Source organism: Providencia sp. PROV174 (genome assembly GCF_028480685.1).
GTDB lineage: Bacteria > Pseudomonadota > Gammaproteobacteria > Enterobacterales > Enterobacteriaceae > Providencia > Providencia rettgeri.
This window is the reverse complement of the sequence record NZ_JAMPOT010000023.1, coordinates 20,831-44,104: the sequence shown is the minus strand read 5'-3', so window position 1 is coordinate 44,104 and position 23,274 is coordinate 20,831. Positions and strand designations below refer to the sequence as shown.

The 23,274-nt window shown below is 35.4% G+C and carries 22 protein-coding genes; 5 read left to right on the top strand and 17 right to left on the bottom strand.

Features of this window, described 5'->3' with window-relative positions; all coding sequences use genetic code 11:
• Positions 1-3: 3 nt before the first annotated feature.
• The 17 genes from PSE60_RS18030 to cpxR all read right to left on the bottom strand — a co-directional run bounded on the left by PSE60_RS18030 (position 4) and on the right by cpxR (position 19,904).
• On the bottom strand, positions 4-1,035 hold the full coding sequence (locus PSE60_RS18030; RefSeq protein WP_272666342.1) for a glycosyltransferase family 4 protein: 1,032 nt from the start codon (positions 1,033-1,035) through the stop codon (positions 4-6).
• Positions 1,025-2,077: a glycosyltransferase gene (locus PSE60_RS18025; protein ID WP_272666341.1), complete on the bottom strand. Its 1,053-nt coding sequence runs from the start codon at positions 2,075-2,077 to the stop codon at positions 1,025-1,027. Before PSE60_RS18025 ends, PSE60_RS18030 begins: the two co-directional genes overlap by 11 nt.
• Positions 2,077-3,069, bottom strand: coding sequence for a CapA family protein (locus PSE60_RS18020; protein WP_272666340.1), 993 nt, complete (start codon positions 3,067-3,069; stop codon positions 2,077-2,079). The genes PSE60_RS18025 and PSE60_RS18020 overlap by 1 nt, the downstream gene beginning before the upstream one ends.
• Positions 3,038-4,273: an oligosaccharide flippase family protein gene (locus PSE60_RS18015; RefSeq protein WP_272666339.1), complete on the bottom strand. Its 1,236-nt coding sequence runs from the start codon at positions 4,271-4,273 to the stop codon at positions 3,038-3,040. The genes PSE60_RS18020 and PSE60_RS18015 overlap by 32 nt, the downstream gene beginning before the upstream one ends.
• The gene (gene murA / locus PSE60_RS18010) at positions 4,266-5,531 is read right to left on the bottom strand and encodes a UDP-N-acetylglucosamine 1-carboxyvinyltransferase (RefSeq protein ID WP_272666338.1); all 1,266 of its coding nucleotides are present in this window, start codon (positions 5,529-5,531) and stop codon (positions 4,266-4,268) included. The genes PSE60_RS18015 and murA overlap by 8 nt, the downstream gene beginning before the upstream one ends.
• On the bottom strand, positions 5,528-6,532 hold the full coding sequence (locus PSE60_RS18005; RefSeq protein ID WP_272666337.1) for a hypothetical protein: 1,005 nt from the start codon (positions 6,530-6,532) through the stop codon (positions 5,528-5,530). Before PSE60_RS18005 ends, murA begins: the two co-directional genes overlap by 4 nt.
• A 660-nt stretch (positions 6,533-7,192) precedes the next feature.
• Positions 7,193-7,897 (bottom strand): acylneuraminate cytidylyltransferase family protein, encoded by a 705-nt coding sequence (locus PSE60_RS18000; RefSeq protein WP_272666336.1) that lies wholly within the window; start codon positions 7,895-7,897, stop codon positions 7,193-7,195.
• A complete protein-coding gene (locus tag PSE60_RS17995; protein ID WP_272666335.1) occupies positions 7,894-8,955 on the bottom strand; it encodes a nucleotidyltransferase family protein in 1,062 nt (353 codons plus the stop codon). Before PSE60_RS17995 ends, PSE60_RS18000 begins: the two co-directional genes overlap by 4 nt.
• A 57-nt stretch (positions 8,956-9,012) precedes the next feature.
• The gene (locus PSE60_RS17990) at positions 9,013-9,882 is read right to left on the bottom strand and encodes a hypothetical protein (RefSeq protein WP_272666334.1); all 870 of its coding nucleotides are present in this window, start codon (positions 9,880-9,882) and stop codon (positions 9,013-9,015) included.
• A gap of 94 nt (positions 9,883-9,976) precedes the next feature.
• A complete protein-coding gene (neuC, locus tag PSE60_RS17985; RefSeq protein WP_272666333.1) occupies positions 9,977-11,149 on the bottom strand; it encodes a UDP-N-acetylglucosamine 2-epimerase in 1,173 nt (390 codons plus the stop codon).
• Positions 11,149-12,150, bottom strand: a complete 1,002-nt coding sequence (neuB, locus tag PSE60_RS17980; protein ID WP_272666332.1) for an N-acetylneuraminate synthase — start codon at positions 12,148-12,150, stop codon at positions 11,149-11,151. The genes neuC and neuB overlap by 1 nt, the downstream gene beginning before the upstream one ends.
• 1 nt (position 12,151) lies before the next feature.
• Positions 12,152-13,153, bottom strand: coding sequence for a GNAT family N-acetyltransferase (locus PSE60_RS17975; RefSeq protein ID WP_272666331.1), 1,002 nt, complete (start codon positions 13,151-13,153; stop codon positions 12,152-12,154).
• Positions 13,150-14,289 (bottom strand): LegC family aminotransferase, encoded by a 1,140-nt coding sequence (locus tag PSE60_RS17970; protein WP_272666330.1) that lies wholly within the window; start codon positions 14,287-14,289, stop codon positions 13,150-13,152. Before PSE60_RS17970 ends, PSE60_RS17975 begins: the two co-directional genes overlap by 4 nt.
• A gap of 9 nt (positions 14,290-14,298) precedes the next feature.
• On the bottom strand, positions 14,299-15,489 hold the full coding sequence (locus tag PSE60_RS17965) for a UDP-N-acetylglucosamine 4,6-dehydratase (RefSeq protein WP_272666329.1): 1,191 nt from the start codon (positions 15,487-15,489) through the stop codon (positions 14,299-14,301).
• A 427-nt stretch (positions 15,490-15,916) separates the two neighbouring features.
• On the bottom strand, positions 15,917-17,356 hold the full coding sequence (locus tag PSE60_RS17960) for a capsule assembly Wzi family protein (protein WP_209102562.1): 1,440 nt from the start codon (positions 17,354-17,356) through the stop codon (positions 15,917-15,919).
• Positions 17,357-17,838: 482 nt separating this feature from the next.
• Positions 17,839-19,209 (bottom strand): envelope stress sensor histidine kinase CpxA, encoded by a 1,371-nt coding sequence (gene cpxA / locus PSE60_RS17955; RefSeq protein WP_004906999.1) that lies wholly within the window; start codon positions 19,207-19,209, stop codon positions 17,839-17,841.
• Positions 19,206-19,904 carry an envelope stress response regulator transcription factor CpxR gene (gene cpxR / locus PSE60_RS17950; protein ID WP_004265224.1) on the bottom strand — a complete coding sequence of 233 codons (699 nt, stop codon included), beginning with the start codon at positions 19,902-19,904 and terminating at the stop codon, positions 19,206-19,208. Before cpxR ends, cpxA begins: the two co-directional genes overlap by 4 nt.
• Positions 19,905-20,054: 150 nt before the next feature.
• Here cpxR and PSE60_RS17945 point away from each other — a divergent pair, with 150 nt between their 5' ends.
• The 5 genes from PSE60_RS17945 to PSE60_RS17925 all read left to right on the top strand — a co-directional run bounded on the left by PSE60_RS17945 (position 20,055) and on the right by PSE60_RS17925 (position 23,109).
• Positions 20,055-20,639 carry a Spy/CpxP family protein refolding chaperone gene (locus PSE60_RS17945; RefSeq protein WP_272666328.1) on the top strand — a complete coding sequence of 195 codons (585 nt, stop codon included), beginning with the start codon at positions 20,055-20,057 and terminating at the stop codon, positions 20,637-20,639.
• A gap of 244 nt (positions 20,640-20,883) precedes the next feature.
• Positions 20,884-21,186, top strand: coding sequence for a type II toxin-antitoxin system RelE/ParE family toxin (locus tag PSE60_RS17940; RefSeq protein WP_115168161.1), 303 nt, complete (start codon positions 20,884-20,886; stop codon positions 21,184-21,186).
• Positions 21,183-21,467 carry an addiction module antidote protein gene (locus tag PSE60_RS17935; protein ID WP_004265229.1) on the top strand — a complete coding sequence of 95 codons (285 nt, stop codon included), beginning with the start codon at positions 21,183-21,185 and terminating at the stop codon, positions 21,465-21,467. The genes PSE60_RS17940 and PSE60_RS17935 overlap by 4 nt, the downstream gene beginning before the upstream one ends.
• A gap of 81 nt (positions 21,468-21,548) precedes the next feature.
• Positions 21,549-22,130: a HutD/Ves family protein gene (locus tag PSE60_RS17930; RefSeq protein WP_272666327.1), complete on the top strand. Its 582-nt coding sequence runs from the start codon at positions 21,549-21,551 to the stop codon at positions 22,128-22,130.
• A 226-nt stretch (positions 22,131-22,356) separates the two neighbouring features.
• Complete coding sequence (locus tag PSE60_RS17925; RefSeq protein WP_004907010.1) at positions 22,357-23,109, top strand: M48 family metallopeptidase; 753 nt, start codon at positions 22,357-22,359, stop codon at positions 23,107-23,109.
• Positions 23,110-23,274 lie beyond the last annotated feature (165 nt).

The following is a 23,274-nucleotide window of genomic DNA, read 5'->3' as shown; positions in this document are numbered from 1 at the left end:
CCTTCATCGTATAATATTTTTTATGTATTTCAAATAAATATCTGTCATTAATTCTGATGATATTGAATGATAAATATTATCATCAACTTCTAGAGAAGTATAAATTTTATTTTTTAAGTGATTATCATTACAAAGTATCACGATTTCTTCATTTAAAGATTTTTGAATTTCTAAATGGGGAGCTATACCGGATAACACAACTTTACATTTATAAGAAATAGCTTCTAAGACTGATAGTGGATATCCTTCAGCCAAAGACAAGGATATTAGGATGTCAGCATTCAAATATATAGATTGAATATCGTCTACAAATCCCTTGATAGATACGCGAGAATCTTTAATAGTTAATTTTTTTAGATCTCCAAGTAAAGGACCTTCACCATAATAAAAAAGTTGGTCACCTTTAGATGCAATTTTACAAAATAATTGATATGCTTGAATAGGTTGTTTTCTCTCAATTAAACGGCCAACAAAAACAAAAATTTTGTTTTTGTTTTTGTTTTTGTTGTAAAGAGAATGGTTATGATCTATACATACCCCATTTTTTATCGTTACAGAACTTACTTTAAAAGATTTGAGATTTTCTCTTACGGACTCAGAGCATGATATTGTATTTTTTAGTTTTGAAAATATAAAAAAATGAGCCTTACTTAAAAAGGAGCCTTTAAATTTACCATACTCGTGTAAATAATCTATATTAGGATAATTGTGACAAGTAGTAATACAACTATATTTTTTGGAAAAGAATAATGCTAAAAAATCTGGAATTAAGCAATGTGAATGTATGACTTCAATATTATTATTTTTTAAAAACTTAATTAAATCAAATAGAGAAAGGAAAATATTCTTTTTCCGACATGGTGAATGTACTTTATCAGAAAAATAGGCAAAATCTGAATATAATGTTCCGCTTTTTAGTGCGAAAATAAAAACAGAGTTTCCCCTTGACTTATAGTTTTTTGCAAGTTCAAAAGCGACTTTGACTGGGCCAGTATTGTTTAATGATGGAATTAATATACATATACTATAGCTCATCTAGTTGCTCCCTATATAAATCCCCAATTGATTGTAACGTGAAAGGTTTTAATGAGTTTTCAATGTCTAAAGATAACATAGGGTTTTCTTTAATCGAAAAAAGTGATTTACAAAATAGATTTTTATCTAAAAATGGCACTAGGTATCCATTTTTTCCATGTATGATTATTTCTGATGGACCTGACTGGCAATCATACGAAATAACAGGAGTTCCTGATTGTAATGACTCTAATAATACATTAGGAAAACCTTCATAATGTGATGTTAGAAGTGTAGCATCTGCATTACTGTAATACAATGCAGGGTTCTTTACCTGACCAACAAGCTCAATATCTGGGATATTATGCTTTCCTATATATCTAACAATGTCAGTTCGTAGCGAGCCATTCCCTAAAATTTTTAGCTTATTTTCCCCTCCTGCTTTTTTATACATGTTAAATATATCTATCAAGTCAAATAGATTTTTTTGTTTTTCTAGTCTACCGACAAATAAAAAATAATTTGTATCTTGACAAAAATTGTCTGAAGGTGAGGCCTCAATCATAGGGTTATTAATAACAATAATATTATCATTTTTTATGTTATAATTCTTTATTAAATCTTCTTTCATTCCTTTTGATTGGCAGATTATTTTTCCACAGTATCTATATAGCTTTTTTACGATGATATGTTCTATTTTTCGATAAATCCCTTTTTTATACATATAATCTAAAGATAACACATTTATATTTCTAGTGATTAATTTTATTTTTCTAAGATAAATTAAAGGCAACAGAATTAAAGATATTTGGTGTGAAAATGAAAGAATAGTTGAATCAGCGTTTTTGATTATATATTTGTATAGCTTAAATATGGAAAATATTGACCTAGAAGAATTTAGTTTCACTAAGTTAATGTTTTCTATATTTAGTTCTATTGCTGGCGTTAATATTATTAATTCTATTTCATAATTTAAGTTTTTGAAATATTTAAAGAGATTAAGGCAATTTTGCTCAGAACCTCCTGTTTTTAGAGAGTGTATGATAAACGTTATTTTTTTCATTATTCATCGGATCCTATAATAAATCTTTTTATTCGATTAATGTTTGGGATTCTTGGGGAACTAATGAAATTTTTCAACATAATACTTCTTCTTATGAGTTTTCTGTAATTTTCAAAGCCTATAATTTTTGGCCAATTAATCTTGTTTTTTATCTTTTTACTGTCAATGTAATATGAATCGTTATCAAAGTAGGTTGGTATACAATGAGCCTTAGCTCGATTTACTTCAATCATGTATCCTTGCTTGTTTTTATTCGATTGTTTTTTTATGAAATTTTGTTTTGAAATGTTATTCTCGTAAAAGGATGGTACATCTAAATCAGGGAAAATAGCATTTCCAATTCCGTAATAAATCATACAACCTTTGTAGATATCATAAGATTGAGTAACATGAGCATGGTGTCCTACGATTAAGTCTGCACCATAGTCAATTAGCGTATGAGCTATTTTAATGTTATTTGGATTTGGATAAGAAATCTCTTCATCTCCCCAGTGAATTATAACTATAATGAAAGTGTTTTTTGTTTTCATAATGCTTAATATATCAGACTTTACTTTTTCAATTTCTAGGATAGCTATATTTAATTCATTATCTCCTACACTAGGATGAGTACTTTCACAGCAATAGTTTAAAATAAAATAATGCTGTTCTGAAGTATTAATAATCATTGGGTTATTGAAGTTGTTTTCAATATTACCGATTCCACAGTATTTTATATTATTATTTTCTAAGGTACGGATGGTATCTTTAGCACCAATTAAACCAAAATCAAATATATGATTATTAGCAAGAGTAACACCAATTGGATTTTTTCCAAAAGTTTCTTTGGCAAATAAATCATTAGAAAATAAGTTAACTTTGTTTAATGCTGGTGTTTCCATATTATTCGTTATTGGATATTCTAAATTAAATATATAGTTATCAATATCAAATGATTTATACGGTTTATCAAGGAATACATCACCTAATATTTTTAATTTTTGGTTTTTCATTTGAGTCTCGTATATATACTATTAGATAAAAAATAGATGAAAACACATAAGAAATAGATGAGGCTATAGCAGCTGCATATATTCCATAAGTAGGTATAAATATGAAGTTTAAAATAATATTAATAATTAAACCTATGCTAAAGGGGATAAAACAGAGGTATGACTTACCTCTAGATGAGGCCTCTCCATGTAATAAATTGAAAGCAATAATAACAAAAGTACCAGGTAAAAGCATAAGGAGTACATTTGAGGCTAAAGAAAAATCACTGCCAAACAATATGGGGATAAAGAATTTGCATAAAAAATAATAAATAACTAATAAGGGTAATATTATTATCATTAAAGCTTTAGTTTTACTGATTACCATTTTTTGATATTTTTCTTTGTTTTCAACGCTTAATCCATAAGAAAATAATATAAATGATGCTATTATTGGAAACTGCCAAGTTAATTCAGCAAAACTAACACCAACGGAAAAAATACCGATGTCATCATAATTCACAAAATAATCTAATATGAAGTAATCAACTTTGAAGTTTAAAGAAAGTAATATCAATGGTAAACCAAATGATAGAGCGTTGATGAAAAAGCTATAAAAATCTTTTTTTGTTAAGTTTAGATTTATTGAAAATAATTTATCTCTTTTCCTAGTGTGATATACGGTATAGTAAGCTGCTAATATATATCCAATCGAAAATGATAATATATATACAGGCACTGATGACCCTATGGTTACGGATAACAGTAAGAAAAATACGATAGGTGCCAGTGATATTATTACTTTTATAATATTTAATTTTTTTATGTTGTTTTCTTCAATTAAATATGCGCTTCTATAATTTATTATAATAGCGAGCGGTGTTACAATGCACAGGTAAATATAATAAAACTTACTATCTTGAGCACCTTTAGCTATTAGACAGATAATCATGATTACTGAAGAAAGGATAAGGATAATACTTTGAATTGATAATATTTTACTTCTAGATAGTTTATTGTGTTTTAAATATAAAGAAGATGATTGTTTTACTCCTAAAGTACAGAATAGTAAGGCTAGATTAAAAAAATTAACTGCAATAGTGATTTCGCCTTTACCTATAGGGCCTAGCATTCGTGATGTTACTAGACTTTGTAAAAAAACACCCAACATGATAGCAACATTAATTATTAATGTTGCTATCATATCTTTTGATAAGTTACTCATGCTTAATTGTGATATCTAGGCCAAGAGCCGCTAATTTACTAGACATAGCATCATAGCCTCTCTCTAAGTGGTACACCCTATGTAGTGATGTTTGCCCTGAAGCTTGAAGAGCTCCAATTATTAAGCTTGCGCTTGCTCTTAAGTCTGTTGCCATTACATCTGTTCCACTTAAATTTTCAACACCTATAATTGTAGCAGTATTTCCATTTATATTAATATTAGCGCCAATTCTTCTTAGTTCAGCGACATGCATGAATCTATTCTCAAATAATGTTTCAGTTATAGTGCTTGTGCCTTTTGCCTTAATTAAGGCTGCCATAAACTGCGCTTGCATATCAGTAGGGAATCCAGGGTATTCTGTTGTAACAATATTGACTGACTTTAATTTATTGGGGCCAACAATAGTTATTTCATTTGAACCGTAACTTAAAGAACAACCCATTTCTTCTAATTTATCAAGAACAGATGTTAGATGCTCTTTACATATATTTTTGATTGTTAATGGTTCTTGACTAATTGCTCCTATTGTAAGAAAAGTACCAGCCTCGATCCTATCAGGTATAACGCGAATATCGTTAAAAGTTAATAGCTGCTGATTATTTCCTTGTATTACTAATTCACTTGTACCTACTCCTTTAATTTTAATTCCAGCAGACTGCAATGCTTCACAAAGTTGTACAACCTCAGGTTCTCGCGCACAGTTTATTATTGTGGTCGTACCGTTAGCTAAAGCACTGGCCATTATTGCATTTTCACAACCGGTAACAGTAATTTTATCGAATACGATTGTTCCGCCTTTTAAGCCATTAGGTGCACTAACTTGTACATAACCATTCATAATATTGATTTTTGCACCTAACGCTTCCATTGCTTTCAAATGTAAATCTATAGGTCGCTCTCCAATAGCACAGCCGCCAGGTAGACTTATTTCACAATGACCGAATCTTGCCAATAATGGGCCCATAACTAATATAGATGCCCTCATTTTTTTTACAATATCATATATTGCAGTTGTTGAATTAATACTTTTTGATGATATTGTCAATGAACCATTTTCAACTTTTGTGGATTTGGCTCCTAGTTTAGATAGCAGATCTAACAAAGTATTTACGTCATCAACACAGGGAACATTACTTAATTTAAAATCTTCTTTGGACAATATTGACAAACATATAAGGGGGAGCACTGAATTTTTAGCTCCGGATATGCTTACGCTTCCTGAAAGGTTTTTTTTCTTCTCTATGGTATAGTATTTCATACATCTTTTTCCGTTTTTAAAAAATTGAATAATGAATAAGCATATTCGTGTTCTAATGTATATATGTTTTTTTCTTTAATAATATTGTTAAATTCATCTATTGTATAAAAAAATTCAGATTTTATTTGAGTATATGGACCGAAGTGAGTTGCTTGATATTCAATGCAAGAAAATTTTTTTTCATCATGCATTATAATATCTAAGGATATAAAAGGAGTATTTAATGTTTTTCTTATTTTTACGCAGGTCTGTAATAACTCTAAGTTAGGTTCTATAAAACTAAACAGGCCGCTACCACTAGCTCTAAAGTCATTTTCTCTAACATTTCTTTTTAATACATATAAATGGTCCCAAAAGACTAAAACCTTGTAGTCAAACTGCAGGTTAGCTACAAAATCTTGTAATACAAAAGGAATTTTATATGATTGGTAATTTTCGAATTTATGGTTATATTTATTAGGAATTAATTTTTTAATTATTTTTTTTGTGTTTTTTATCATTGATTCCAATGATATCCTATGTATCTTTTCTTTTTTAATTATTTTTCGGATATCATTTTGATTTTTTACTAAATGGACACCACGGCTACCAGCGCCATCTGTCATTTTAAAAACACTAGCTTTATCTATGTCTTTATAATCAATAAGATAGCTTTGGTTAACTAAATTGATATCCTTACCATTATTATATAGTATAGCCTGGATGCCTTTATTTTCATGAGCAAAGTATAACTCTAATGGGGTTATTAGATTTTTATTTTTATTTGAAAACAGAGAGAATACAATATCATTTAAGTATTTTTTTATGCTTTGATTCTGATGGCTAGTAATAAAGTAGTTGCACTTTATATTTACACCATCTCTAACTAGATCTTCAATATCAATAACTCTAGATTCAACTCCCATTTTATATAATATTTTTTTTATTTCTGTTACATTTAAACTTGATTCAACGCTTAAATGTTGCCCAAAATATTCATTAAATGTAACAATATATAGCATTTATTAAATTACCTCTGAATACTTTCATATTTAAAAAAAACATAGCTACCGCACTGGGTTGTCGGGTCCCAGAGCACCATTGAAATTGTAAACGCATACTTATCAATTGAAAACATTGCATTTTTTGCTAATTTGCTCAATTGATAAGCAAAGCTTATTGTTTTTTGACCGCCAAAGGGTATGCCTCAGCATTTATTTGGTCAAGTAAAAAGCGCTTAATAATACCATTAAAGCTAGTTACTGACTATCACTGCGATAGCGTTAGAGAATAGTCCTAACACAATCACCAATAGAATAAGTTATTTTAAATTATTAGGTTATAATCCTATTCTTACGCTTTCTACGCGATTAAATATTTAAGTTAAGTTATTCCTTGTATATCATTGCTTTTAGTGTGGGTTCAATAAAAGCCAGATCCCAATATTTCTATATTTATCCGAATTCCGCGTAGGAATAGATTAATAAAATGCTTAATTGATTATATTAATTAACTTGGCTGTCGGATGGAGTTATATGAATAGTGTATTTTTGACTAGAATAATAATGTTTGAGGGATAAAAAAACGGATTATGCTAAAAACATAACCCGTTTTTGATAAAATATGTTGTCAAACATAACAGCCCATGATGAAGGGGCTCAAAGCGAGATTGTTGTGCGGTATTATTCAGTTAAATTCTTAACTTGATGCATCAATAGCTCAGCAAAACTAAAATCAATTGATTGATCGATATCGACTGAGTGGATTGGGTCCATAATAAAGGCATATGACTCAGGGGTATAACGTATTTCACCATATTCCATTAATTTTTTGGCATCAAAAATGTAGATGGCACCATTGATGCGGTAAAACGTGCTTAAATCTTGTGAGCGCTTTAATGATTCTGGGCGAATGAAATCACCCATTGAATGGTTTTTTGGCAGTGTATTTGCCCACAACGGTGAGTGTTCGCAAGGTGTCACTGAAACAATAGAAAATGCATTTTTTTCTATGTACATTTCTAAAGCATTATCAATGTGTTGTGCATTTCTAAGCGGTGAGGTTGGTTGTAATAAAACGATAATATCAACATCTTTACCGAATTTATCTAAAGTATATGTAAGTACACTTTCTGTTGATGCTTCGTCAGTGGCTAAATGTGAAGGCCTTAACTCAGGCACTTTTACACCATAGCTAGTACTCACTTTTGCGATATCTGCATCATCTGTACTAACAAATATATCATCAATATATTGGCTATTTTGTGCCGCTTCTATTGACCATGAAATTAAAGGCTGCCCTGCTAAAGGCAATATGTTTTTATGTGGTAGGCGTTTACTTCCCCCTCTTGCAGGAATAAACGCTATAACTTTTTTATTATTTATCATGATTCTATGCCTAAATTATAGATATCAATTTGTGCCTTATTGAAATCATCTAAACGGCCTATATCGAGCCAATATTCATAAATAGGATACATAAGAATATTTTTGTTATTTTCAATGTGTTGGCTTAATAAAGTAGGCATGTCGATATAACTATTTTTTACTACAGAATTAATCATTTGTGGGGATATAACATAGATACCTGCATTGACATGATATTGATAACTTGGTTTTTCTACCATTGAGGTAATTTTTTGTCCTTCGCTATTAACCACGCCATAAGGTATTTGATATGAGTATTCTCTTACACACATAGTGGCATCGGCCCGATTATCATTATGAAATTTTAATAGTTTATGATAATCGATGGTGGTTAAAATATCGCCATTAATCATAATGAGTGGATGTTCTTGTGAAAGATCTGCAGGTAATAGCCCCAGTGCTCCGCCAGTTCCTAATGGTTTATCTTCATAAACATATTGAATGTTCACACCTAATTTTTCACCATTACCAAAGTAATTCTGAATAACTTCGGGCATGTAATGCGTTGAAATATAAAAATTTGAAAAGCCAGCTTTGATAAAATGGCGAATAATGGTTTCTAGCATTGGCTTATTGCCAATTTTTAACATAGGTTTAGGGCAAGAGTCGGTTAATGGCTTTAACCGAGTACCAAAGCCGCCCGCCATGATGAAAACTGGATTTTGATATTTGGGTTTGCTTAATACGTTTTGTAATATTTCCAAACCAGCAATTTTTCCATTCTGAAGTAAAGGAATGGAAAGAATTTCTTTTACTCTCATTAATTCGACCAATTCTTCTTTCGGAGTGTCAATTTCCGCTGTCGTAGGATTGGTATTCATCACCATTGTTATGGGATCAGAGAGTGAAAGGTTGTTTAATAGTCCTCTGCGGATATCGCCATCTGCGACTACCCCGATTAAATAATCATTTTTATCAGTGACTAATGCAATGCGTAAGCCTTCTCTATTAATGACATCTAATGCATCTAATATTGTTGCAGAAGAAGGAAGTAATACATTTTTCCATTTAGAACTCATTCTTTTCACCCTAATTTTTATATTTAACTATTTGATTAGTTAGGTGTTTCTTTCTGGCTATCGGTCAAGTTTTTTAATTAACTCACACATATGTTGAATATCTTCAGTGGTGTAACGAGAATCTAACGGCAAAGATAGTATTTTTGGAGATAATTCATTTGAAGCTTCTTGTATTTCAGGCCAATGAACAGCTAAAAAAATGGAGTGTTCCATGAGTGTCAGTCGAACGTTATCACGATTTTTTAACGTTAAAGGTAAAAAGCTGGGGTATTCAGGTGAGATATCAATAAATTGATGACTATTTAAGTGTTGCTTCGCAGTGATTAGATTTTTTTTATGTATGGCTTTAGTCTGATCTAACTTACGATAAAACTGGTTAGTTAAGTTAATGCTCTTATCGTCAGCGGAAAATATTCCATTTGAATTATCTAATAATTTTTCTGCTTTTGAAAATAGTGTTAGGTAATGACTTTCTTCACCTTCAGATGATTCAATGAATTTTGCTTTTGCTTCTTTGGCTTGATATTTTAAATTTGAAAATATGGGAAGCGGTTCTTTTTTTATCTCAATTAAAGGAGTATTTGAAATTACCTGGCTGAAGTCTGAAATAGAAGATATTTTTCGTAAACTATTAAAATAACTCCATTTAACTGAATTTTCGAATTGCGGTAATTCGGTACCAAATACATCATCAATAATGATGGGAACAGTCAAACTCGCGAGTGCTGATTTAAAGGAATCCGAGGTGTGCCCAAAATATCTAATAAGATAAAAGGCGTCAACTTGTGTTGATATTGAGGGTAGTATGAATTCAAAATTATCATTTATTTTGTAGAAGGCGATTTCTATGTTGTACTCATGTAGGACATCAATCACTACCTGGCAGATGAAATCAGGAACAAGAATCCGTTTTCCTTGCAGTTGCATGGATTGGATTATCCACCGTAATGATGAGCGGCCACTATTGGTGGTGCCATAAAAATAGCCATCATGAAAAATTTCTTGTTCACCACCAATTGGTTTATTTTTTGCAGAATGGGATGTCATAGAATGGTTTCGTCTTTAATGACTCTAAGTTGGCCTGTTTAAGTATTTCAACGACTTGTTTAGAGCTATTCCCCTGTCCATAAGGATTAAGAGTACTATTCAAAATTGATTTGAATTCCGGTGAATACACTTTATTTATTGCTAAGAGAAGCTGTTCTGTATCTGCGCTTATATCAATAACACTGTTTGCCCTGACCCTTCCTCTCTGTCGATTACCTATATTTATTGTTGCTAATTTAAATGAAGGGGCTTCAACTATGCCACTTGAAGAGTTACCGATAACGGCATCAACATATTGTAGTGCTGATAAATATCTTAATTGCCCTAATGAAGTGAATGCAATTGCCTTATTGGGGTTTTCAACAACAAATTCATCAATCATTTTATTTATTAGCCGTCCACCTACATCCGCATTTGCCTTTGTAAAAATAATCAGCATATTATTTAATTGACTTAACCCTTTTAGGATCTCTGTAAAGTCCCCTTTTATTTCTTCTATATCCTGAGTCGTCTCTGGGTGATAAGTGAAAAGAATATTTTTTTCTTGTAGTTGGCAGTTTATTGCAGATTCAAATTCTTCTCGTGACATTAACTTCATGCGCAGTAAGTTATCTAAACCTATTTCACCCACTGTAAATACTCGTTCAGGTGGTTCTCCCATCTGTATAACACGGTTGGTATATTCTTCCATCGCAGTGAAATGCAATTGTGATAACTTAGTTATTGCGTGGCGGACTAGTTCATCAATGGCACCTTCTGTTATTTCACCACCGCTGAGGTGAGCGATGGGTATTTTTGCCATATTTGCAGCAGAAACGATGGGGATTAATTCATATCTATCGCCGAGTACCACAACAATATCAGGTTTTAGCTCATCAAAAGCTTCCGCAAAGCTAATCTGAGCTAGCCCCATACTTTTACTGACGCCCACAGCTGAGTCTGATGATAGTAAAATTTCAATTTTTTTATTAACAGTAAACCCATCATCTAAAATTTGTTGGTGCGTATAATCAAATTCAGGAGATAAATGCGTGCCTGTCGATATAAGTTGTAGTTCTAGCTGAGGATCATGCTGTATATCTTCTAGTAGGCATCGCAATAGCCCGTATTCAGCTCGAGTTGCAGTTACTACACAAATTTTACGCACTAAATTAACTCTCCTGTTTGATAATCTTTTTTAGCTATAGAACCAACCACTTCATCCCATCGAGTCGGAGGAATACCATTGCCCGGCCGCTTTATTTCAAGCATATCTTCCGTTATAGGAGTTCCAAAAGGAATGGCTTTTTTCGCGATAATACTTTTTCTGACAACATCACGATTTAGTTTTTCAGTTTTTGTGGGTACTTTCCAACCCGTCCCAAGAGCTTGTTCAATATTGCGAATTGCTTTAACCATATTTGAGAGCTCTGTCGGTTCTAAACTGGCTTTATGGTCTGGGCCATCCATATTTTTATCTAGCGTAAAATGTTTCTCAATGACCTTAGCACCCAGTGCAACCGCTGCAATAGGAATTTCAATGCCTAAAGTATGGTCGGAATAGCCAACAGTAATGCCTGGAAATGCATTTTTAATTGTTGTCATTGCTAGTAAGTTCACATCTTCAGGTGAGGTTGGGTAGTCTGTTGTTGCGTGAAGAACTGTGATTTGTTGAATTAATAAACCAGCATCTAGTAGCGTAAAAATTGCATGCTCAACTTCAGACAAATATCCCATTCCAGTAGATAAAATGACCGGTTTACCAAAATTAGCAATATGACGTAAGAAAGGGGTGTTGGTTAATTCACCAGAACCAATTTTGAAAATATCTTGTAAATTATTTAAAAAATTAGCACTTTGTTCTTCATCAGGCGTTGACATAAATATGATGTTTTTTTCTACGCAGTATTCTTTTAATTCCGTGAAATCTTCGTAACTCAGTTCTAAACGCTTGAGCATTTCAAATTGAGTTTCTTTTACCTTGGTATTTTCTATCTGATACTCAGCCATTTGAGCATCTTCTGTTACTAAAAGCTCAGTTTTCCAAGTTTGAAACTTTACGGCATCAACACCTGCATCAACAGCTGCATCAATCAATTTTTTAGCAAGTTCAAAATTACCATTATGATTAACGCCAGCTTCGGCAATAATAAATACATTGTTATTCATCTTATTTTAGGCTCGCTCGATATAACTGAAATAATGAAGGAATTTGCGGGTTTTCTTGTTGTTTACGCCATAAACAATTTAGCCATTTTCTTTTTTCAGGTAAGAAATCAATACCTGCAATATAGAAAGGGAGTGTGATAGGCGAAAATTTTTGTTTGAATTTAAATAAGCTGTCGTCTGGTGAAGCTGTTCTTCCACCACCTAACATCATATAGCGACAACCCTTTTCTTTTGCGAATTCGAACGCAGAATCGAGTAGAAGGTAATTACCATTCTCTTTACTTAAACTTTGGTTATTTGCAGATAAATGGTAGTGCGCTAATTTATTTCCTATCATAAAGAAACCTATTGATGCATATTGGTCATTTGATTTAATGCCAATTAAATGTACATTTTTCATTTGCATCAATTTTTTGAAGTATTCTTCTGGAAAGTAAAAAAAATCACTAGCTGAATTTTTCTGCATTGTTTCGTAGTAAAGCTCGATAAATGATGCTAAGTCGACATTATTGAAATCAGAGGTTAATTTGCTTTGCGCTTTTTTGATGATATTTCGTGTAGTTTTTGAATACTCGCTTCTTCGCTCATCACTCGTCTTTTCAAGATCAACAATAACGACTTGCCTCTCTTGAAAATGCATATCGAACAATGTGCTTTGTGAACCTAATGGATTAAATGGATGAAAACGAATGAATTCACAGACAATTTTGTGTTTGACACAATACTCACGATACGCAGAAAAAGCGCGTTTGAGAAATTCAGGATCATCTGAATTACTCAGTGGCCCACCATAACCATATGCAGTTTCTAAATCATACAATTCTTCATCAATTTTAGTTTGGCCAACAGCTTCAATTTTTCTTTTTAACGCACTAAATAATACAAAATGTTGATGCTCAGTATAGCGAAATTCAAAATACTCACAGTCACTCTCATATAGCGTACTGTATTCACGCTGATAGTAGCTATCTGAAAGTAAGTCATTTGTATTAAAACTAATCATAATGGTGTGCTAGGTAGATTAATGAGGTGTGCTTCAATAAACTCGGATTGATTAAGTTCACCACATAAAGCGTCTTTGAACATTGGCAAACGGTGCATCAGTTTCCAAATAGGACGAGTCATTACACCTGCTTCATTCGTCTGTTTTAACAGCTCATCTCGTGATTTTACATCGGAACAGATGACGGCATTTAGCCAATAATTAGATTTCGCATAAGATGGCTCAACAATAAATTGATAATCGCTACCAGCGAAGAAATTTTGGTATTGATTTGCGAGTCTGCGTTTTTGCTCTAAAAATAAGGGTAAGTGTTCCATTTGGGCACAGCCTAACGCGGCATTTAAATTGGGTAAACGGTAATTAAAGCCCGGTTCATCGTGGAAAAACTCATATGGATGAGGAATTTTTGCCGTTGTGGTGACGTGTTTTGTGTGTTTACCTGTTTCTTCTGTGGCGCAGAGAACCATTCCACCACCGCCAGTGGTAATGATTTTATTACCATTAAAGCTTAGCGCTGCAAACTCCCCAATAGTCCCAGTGTGTTTACCTTTATAAAAAGACCCTAAGCTTTCTGCTGCGTCTTCAACTAAAGATAAATGCCATTTTTGGCATACGATAAGTAACTCATCAAGCTCAGCAGGGTGGCCGAATGTATGCATAGGCACAACGGCTTTAATTCTTTGTTTGGTTTTTTTATGAAAGCAGCCATTTGGGGTTAGCTCAGCATATTCTTCAAGGTATTGTTCTACGGCTTTAGGACATAAACTTAGACTGATAGGGGAAACATCAACAAAAATAGGCTGAGCCCCCATATGATAGAGTGCATTACAAGTAGCAACAAAGGTTAATGCTTGTGTAATAACTAAATCATTAGCTCGAACACCCGCCATATAAAGCGCGGTATGTAATGCCGCAGTCCCATTAACGGTGGCAACGGCACGAGTGCTACCCGTAAATGCTTCTATCTTTCGTTCAAATTCGTCGACGAATTTTCCAACACTAGAGACGAAAGTACTATCGATGGTTTCTACAACATAATTTTTTTCATTACCTGTAAATGTTGGGGCATGTAGCGGAATGAAATCATTCGTTTTGTATGTGTCTCGAATAAATTCTATCAGTGCTTGTGGTTTCATTGGCTGGCCTTACATTTTACTATCGAGATATTTGCCGGTTTCTTGGTGGCCGAAATCGGGGATCATTTTAAAAAATAGTGCAACAATTTGTTCTTTATTCCACGCTTTTTGCGCTTTCATTTGTGCGATTTCAGTTTCAAATAACGATAATAGCTCTGGCTGGTAATTAGCTTTATTTTTAATGATGCCGAGATTTTCAAAACGCGCCATGTCGAGTGTTTCTTTATCTGTGAAAAACTCTTCGAAATCTTTTTCCCCAGTCGTATCGCTTGATGTGAAGAGGCAAGGCCATTTACCTTGGGCTGGTAGTGTTTTAGCGAGTTCTCTGGCTTCGTCCTCATCTTTACACAGGTGCGGCTCGTAGCCACGCTGTTTAAGGTATTTAACCGCAATATCAGCAAAGGTGATAAGGTGAAGGGCTTCGCTGAGTTTGGGGAAGAAAATATCTCTATTTTCCCCAAAAATACAAGACATTAAACAAAGTTCACCTGATTCTTGTGGTGTCACGAAATAACGTTTTATATCATTTGGAGCCACGATAGGCTGACGTTTCTTCAGTCTTTGGTCAAATCCATGGAGGAGAGAGCCGTCAGAAAAGGCGACATTTGCAAAGCGGGCTGTTGATATTTCTATTTCTTCGCTGCGACGCATTAAGAACATTTCCATAATACGCTTTGATGCTCCCATCATATTGACTGGGTTAGCGGCCTTATCAGTAGATACACAAAAATATTTTTTAACACCTGAATGAATTGATTGTTGAATTGTTTTATCAGTATTAAAAATATTGACGTCAATCATGCGCATTAGGGTAAATGGATCTTTCTCACTACGAACATGTTTTAGTGCTGATAAATTTAAAACATAATCATACTGCCCATCAGCTTTAATAAACGCATCATATTCGATGGAGCTAATATCTAAAGCAAAGGTTTGGAAGTCGCCATTGATATAACCAAATGAACTGCGAATATCTCTCACTAATTCAACCATGTTGTTTTCACTAATATCAACAACATGAAGTTTTTTAGGGTTACGTTTGAAAATTTCTTTTGTCACTGCTTGGCCAATTGAGCCAGCACCACCTAAAACCAGAAACCGGGACTGAGACACAATGTGAGAAAGTTCAGCGCTACTATTATTTATATCTTGAAGTAATAACGCTTTATCTCTTCCAATTAATGGAAGTATTTGATTCATAAATTGACTCTCATTTATTTGTTAAAATATTTGCAGCTATTTTTGGCTTTCTTAAGGTTTTGAGTAAATCAAACTAATGTTATTAACTAACCAAAGCTAGATACTTGATATTTAATTCCGATAAAAATTTTAGATATAGCTACCGCAATGACGCTCTATTGAAGCGCCTAATGGCATATTTTGGGGCCATATCTCTCAATACTCTAAACTGCTTATTCTCAATAAAATAATATTAGCACTAATAGGTAACTCTGACTATGATGAGTTATGGGTTTGATTTGCTTTAATTATTTGATTTTTATCAAATAATTATTTTTGAATAATAAGGGAGTTTGTGAGAAATGTTCTTTTGTATGGGAGAGAGCGCAGAGACTAGATATAATAACTCTCTAGTCTCTGAGTTTGATGCATTATTTATTTGCAGCAACTACCACTTAAACGGTACGTTTACCGTAACGGCAGCGCCTAAATCATTGCGTGTTTCGTAATCAGTTTTAGATACCCAAACTTTCGCATCCGTGCTGACGTCATTGTCAAAGTTATGCCACCAACCGAAATCAACACCTTTGATGGTTTCTGATTTAGGGAACAACTTGTTGCCATCAAAGTTAGATTTATTCACTTTCGCGTACATCAAACGAGAGCTGACGCGGTTGTCATCATCGAGAGTGTATTCCACTTTGGTGGTGAGCATACGCCCGTCACCGCCCATCGCGTGGCCTAGTGATGCACCTTGTTGGTAATAACCATTTTTGTAGATAAAGTGGCGATACATTACGCCGTCTTTGTCCCACTCAGTATGGGTATTCGCGCCTTCAATGTACCAATTTAAAGGTTGCCCCCATAGCGTGTGGTAGCCTTCGATACCGCCCATAAAGGCATTTTTCGATGGGAATAGCCCTGCTTCATCTTCACCGACCATTTGACCATAGAAACTAACGGGTAGGTCGATTAATGGGTAAAGTTTCAGTTTAAAGTCTAAACCTGCGAGTTGGTTGCCTGGGTCATCGTTATAGTCGCCAGTATTATCCCTACCACCCATTGCATTCCAGAAAGAGTTCCAGTTATTAGGGCGGCCATCGCCTCCCCACATGACCACGCGGGAACCACCGAGTTCGAAGAAGTCAGTTGGGTTCATGGTCATGCGTAAACCAATCAGTTTAGTGTTTGGCTGGGAAGAGTATTGTTTGATTTGCCCTGCGGTGAGTTGGTATTGCCATGAACCAATCCAAGAAAGCCATGGAGTTTCAAATGGGCTTTGGTCAGCACGTTGAATTAAGAAGCCAGTAACAGGGCGAGCCGCATCGGTACGAATTAAGCTACCATCGTGGCCCGGTCCCCACCATTGTGGGATTTCACCAAAGGATACCCACTGGTTCCAAATTTTGACACCACCATATGAGCCATTGAGGTTGTAGTCAGAACCATTTTCAACGCGTAAAGCACGTTCGCCATTTGCGGTCAGGTTTAAGTCTACGTCGTCAGTGCTGTAGTTACCTGAAACGGTATAGCGAATATCACTATATTCACTTTGGGCAAAGCCCTGTGGCATAGAGTTGTGGCTAGATGCAAGGTGAGTTTCTAGTTGAACGCTGTTTTTCTTACGGTCAAGGTTCTTTTTAATGCGCTGAATAATGGCTTCTTGTTCGCTATTAGTAATATTTGCATTATTTAAAGAACGCGTGATTTCTTCTTGGGATAGTGGCCAAGTTGATAAGCTAATTTGGATGACGTTACGTTCAGAAAGCCAAGCAAGATCACTGCGTAAGTTGTTATCGGGTAGAACTAATCCCCCCGCAACGCTTTGTGCACTTATGGCGCCGAACACAGCAAGTATGGCTAGCTTAGTGAGCTTGAATTTTTTCATTGATAAATCCATTTGAAGTTGAGTTCGCCTAATATTGAACAGGTTAATAAGGGAAAACCTGTAAATTAAATAAAGTTAAAATATGATTATTATCAGCCCACATTATAAGTATCTTAATTTGCATTGAGTTGGGCTTCTGTGCTTTCTATTAATATCAATTATCACACTTTAACTAAGTAAAACAGAATATCAGATTAATATAGTCGGTGTAGAAGTTAGTAACATATTAAGATATAAAACGATATGCTTTTTGTTGGATTACTACATGGTTAATTTTAAGTATCCTTCTTTATTGTTCTTTTTTTGGAGGGTAAGTAGCATTAAAATAGAATTTTATATTGGTCGGGTATTTAGGAATTGTTGTTATTAGAGCCAATATAGGATTATTCTCTATTTAATCGCGATAGATATATCTTGATTGAAAAAAATAACCCCCTTCTTTAATTAAAAGAAAGGGGTTATTGGTAATGAATAAAGTTAATTTATCGGCCGTGTTCAGGTAGCCAGATTTGTAACCTTAAACCACCTAATGGGCTATCATCCGCTTTCACCCAACCTTTATGTTGTGTTATGGCGGTTTCAACAATTGCAAGACCTAAACCAGTACCGCCTGTTTCTCGGTCTCGAGCTTCATCAGTGCGGTAGAATGGACGGAAAATGTGCTCGCGGTCAGCAGGGCTAACACCCGGGCCATCATCATCGACGGTGATGAGAATACCGTTATTTTCTTCTTTGAAATCAACGGCAATGTGTGTATGCGAATAACGTAATGCGTTACGCACAATATTTTCAAATGCACTACCGACGGCAGAAGGGTTGCAATATAACGGCCAAGGCCCAGGGTGAGAAGTGACTTCGAGCGTTTTGTTCATTTGCTCAGCTTCAAAGCTAGCATCATCTAAGATATCGCCCCAAAGTTCATCGGCTTTGATATTTTCACGCAAGATTTCGTTTTTATGCTGGCTGCGGGATAACACCAGTAAATCGTTAATCATGCTATCTAGGCGATGGGTCTCGGTTTCGATGCGTTCTAGCTCTTTACTTTCCCCATGGCGACGGCGTAATAAGGCGGTTGCCAGTTGCAAACGAGTCAATGGAGTGCGTAATTCATGAGAAATATCAGAGATTAAGCGTTGCTGTGCGCTAACCATACCATCAAGGGCACTGATCATTTGGTTAAAGCTATTTCCCGCAGATAAGAACTCTTGCGGACCGGCTTCTAGCTCTGGGTGTGGCCGTAAATTCCCTTTCGCCACATCGTCTGCCGCCATTTTTAATTTACGGGCAGGGCGGGCGAGACTCCAAGATAACCATAATAGTAGTGGAGCGCTGATCAGCATGGTGGCAATCAGTAATAAGAAAGGCCTATCAAACAATAAATTAATAAAGTCAGATTGTGGGCTGCTTGCTGGGCGAACTAAATACAGTTGGTAGTGGTCCTCCCCATCACGAATGGAGAAAGGACCAAGGATTTCGGCTCGTCCATATTTTTTCTTTTTCGGGTGATCCGCGTTATCGGACTGCCCAATAAAGTTACGTATTACCTGCATTTCACTTGGCATTGCACCAATCACGCGGCCTTCACTGGTGACGATAATCAACCGTTGGCCGGGAGGTGCCCATTTTTTGATGGCGTTAGAAATACGCCGCCACCAAAGTAGGTCATTCATCGGAGCTTGTGCGAGTTCGGCTTCAATATGCTGCTCAAGCATCTCCCCTTGGCGTTGTTCACTTTCCATCAGGACGGTGATTTGCCGAGAGTCGAGCTTGGGCACCATCAGCACTAGCATTAATACTAGTGCGAGGGTAAACCAGAAGATCGCAAAGATCCTTGCGGTTAAGCTGTTGATCATGTGGCAGAAACCATTAAGTATCCGCGACCACGTAGAGTTTTAAACCACGGCTGGCCATCAGTGCGTTCTGGAAGTTTGCGGCGTAAGTTTGAAATATGCATATCAATAGCACGGTCAAACGGCGTTAAGCGCTTCCCAAGTACTTCTTGGCTAAGGTGTTCACGAGAAACCACTTGGCCTAGGTGCTGTGCGAGTAGATATAACAACGTAAATTCTGTTCCTGTTAAGTCCAAAATTTCATCATCAAAGCTGGCTTCTTGGCGACCTGGGTTAAGTTGCAGTTTATCAACTTGTAAAACAGGGGTATTGCTATTGTCGCCTTGAGTTTGCTCGCTCCAGTTAGAACGGCGTAATAAAGCACGAATACGTGCTACCAGTTCACGGTCATTGAACGGTTTAGGTAGATAGTCGTCTGCACCTAGTTCTAGGCCCAGAACCTTATCTAACTCACTACCGCGAGCCGTTAACATGATAACGGGGGTCTGATGGATTTGGCGCAGTTCTTTCAATGTCTCAATACCATTTTTTTTCGGCATCATGACATCAAGTAGTAACAGGTCAATGGATGAGTCAATTTGCTGTAATGCCTGTTCACCATCATAGGCGATGACAACATTGAAACCTTCCATTTCCAGCAGTTCTTTTAACAGCGACGTGAGTTCACGGTCGTCATCAACTAATAGGATTTTATGCATTTTTTAAGTCCTCCAACTGCCAAAATACGATAACAATCTGTACGATTCCATGACTTTACGTTCTTTTACATGCTCTGACGCTAGTTTGCAGCCACAGGTGTATATTTATTCACATTGAATCACGAGCACAGTTCGGAGACAAGGTGTCAAATGCTGAGAACAACGCATAGCAAAGTACATAATACAGTACATAAAACCGCAATGTTAGTTTTAGCTTCTGCGTTTGTGTTCGGACCAGCGGTTGCTTTTGCAGAAGAGCCACAAAGTGCTGCAAATGAAAGTTCAACACCTTTGATGTTACAGATGCAGTCCGAGCCAACTACGCCAACAGGCAATGCGGTTGTGCCCTTTCAACATCATGAGTTATTTAGCAGTGAAGAACGTGCCAGTACCTTTATGTTTAATGGTATCACGTTAAATGAAAAACAGCGTCAGCAATTACGTGATTTAATGGCAACACAGCGTCATTATCATGTTGATAACTCTGCTTTAGTTAAAGAACGTGAAGCACTGCACAAATTAATTATAGCGGATAACTTTGATGACAAAGCGGTTCGTGAAGAACTTGAAAAACGAATGCAGAAAGAACTGGAACAACGTGTTGAAATGGCTCGAATTCACCATGAATTGTACCAGTTGTTAACGCCAGAACAGAAAACAGAGCTTGAACACATTCACCAACAAGAAATGAATCAGCATAAAATGGCGGAATTTCAAGCGATGCAGTTTCAATAAGTTTAGTTGTTAGTACCTGTAGTAATGCAAGTTAGTTAATTTTATATCCTGAGTTCCATAGTAAGTAGTGAAGTAGCAATAAGTGAAGTTTTTCCTTGCCATAGACACCATCCCTGTCTTTTATAGCCCCTTTTAGGGGCTTTTTTTTTATTTCTAAACTAGTCTTTTATTCATGTTTGTTAACTATAGTTGACAACTAAACGAAGATTGCTAAGATAAAAACATAAAGACAAGGAGCAGTCTTATGATCACGGTTCTAACAACGGAATGTTTTGATAGTTGGATTAAAAACCTTAGAGATATTCGAGCTAAAACTAAAATTCTAATGAGAATTAGGCGGTTAAAGAATGGGAATTATGGTGATGTGCAACCCATTGGTGATGGCTTTTCGGAACTGAGGGTACATGAAGGACAAGGGTATCGTGTTTATCTAAAGCAGAAAAGCAATGTTATTATAATTTTACTTTGTGGTGGAACAAAGGCAACGCAGCAGAAAGATATCCATAAAGCTAAACTCCTTTTTGGTGAAGTTGAGGGGGAACTATGAATACTAAATTAAAAGAATTTGATATCGCTGAGTATTTAAACAGTGAAGAAGAAATACAAATGTATCTAAACGAAATTCTAGAAGAAGGTGACCCTAGTCTAGTTCTCGCTGCACTTGGTGATATTGCAAAGGCAAGAAATATGAGTCAATTAGCTAAAGAAGTTGGAATGAGTCGTGAAGGTTTATATAAGGCACTATCAGGACAGGGAAATCCAACATTTATGACGATTATAAAAATCGTTAATTCTCTCGGATTAAAGTTACAGTTTAAGAGTATCTAAAAATAGCTTATCTATGATTAGGTTAGCCATTAGATAAGCTAACTATAAAAATAATGTATCCACCAAAGTAGGGTTCACCTTATGACTCAGATATTAACGACGCAAGATTATCGCAATATGCCTTGGAAAAATGGCCAGGGGTCGACACTTGAATTGGCGCGCAGCCATGGTGAAGGTTTAGATGATTTTGATTGGCGAGTGTCAGTAGCAGATGTTAAAACGGCGGGCTCGTTTTCCTTTTTCCAAAATCGGCAACGTATTATTGGTGTATTGGAAGGGGAAGGACTTATTTTGCATGTAGATAAGAAACCTGCGGTGGCATTACAGCAAAAAGAATTTTTTGCTTTTAATGGGGAAAGCGAGGTTTATGCGGAACTCGTTCAGGGTGCAATTCGTGATTTTAATGTCATCTATAACCCTGAAAAATATCAGGCTCGCTTACAATGGGTGAATACTGCGTTCATTAATTCTTGGGTGAGTGGGGCTAGTGAGATCTTAATTTTTAATATTACACCTCGTTTGAGTATGAAAATTAATTCAGATTCCTTTTATTTAAAGCCATTTGACACTCTATTAATTAAAGAAAATCGAGAAGCTCTGCAATTTATTGTTGAAAAGAATACAGAAAATGATTTTTGTGTTATTGAGTTATTTATTAAGTAGTTAGAGTGATTTTTTGGCCATTGCCCTAATGGCCATTTGCATGCAATCTGTATGTGTACCTATTATTGGAATAATATTCTGTCTATTTTGCAATTTTAATAAAAACGTTATCAAATTCATATATTGGATAATTATGGCTTTATTCCTATTGTTATTTTTCGCAGAATTTATAGTCTTTAGCGTCATTAAAAAATAATACCTATATATACTAAAGGAAAAATGTTCTATGAAGATGAAAGCGCTTGTGGCAGTTGCTGTTTCTGCTGTCATTTTAACGGGTTGTAAAAATTTAGACCAAGGGATGTTGACTAACTCAGGCATGCAATTATTCCAAGCTGCGACACTGACTGACTCTGATGTTAAACAATTAAGTGACCAATCTTGTAAAGAAATGGATGCGCAAAACAAAATTGCTCCAGCGTCTAGCAAGTATGCGAAACGCTTAGACAAAATTGCAAAAGCACTGGGTAACGAAGTTGATGGTACTCCAGTAAACTATAAAGTTTATCTGACTAGCGATGTCAACGCATGGGCAATGGCAAATGGTTGTGTGCGTGTATATAGCGGCCTGATGGATGTGATGAACGATAACGAAGTTGAAGGCGTTCTGGGTCATGAAATGGGCCACGTTGCATTAGGTCATACACGTAAAGCAATGCAAGTTGCTTATGCGGCAGTTGCTGCGCGTACTGCCGCAGCATCAGCGGGTGGCGTTGTAGAACAACTGAGTGCATCACAAGTTGCAGCTCTGGGTGAAAAACTGATTAACTCACAGTTCTCTCAACACCAAGAAAGCGAAGCGGATAACTTCTCTTATGACTTACTAAAAAAACGTGGTGTTAAAACTGACGGTTTAGTCACTGGTTTTGAAAAATTAGCGAAAATGGGTAGCGGCGAGACAAGCATGTTTGACTCTCACCCACCATCAAGCGAACGTGCGCAAAACATCCGTGACCGTATTGCCGCTGACAAAAAATAATATTTAATTATTGACGTTAGTTGAGTGTTATTTTGGTGTAGTAATATGATGATATATTGCTACACCAATCACGTATTTCCTGCTATTTATCTCAATATTACTTTTCTTATATTGCAAATCAGAACTTATCCCGTTGTGCTCCTGTAACCGACTCTCTATCTTGTT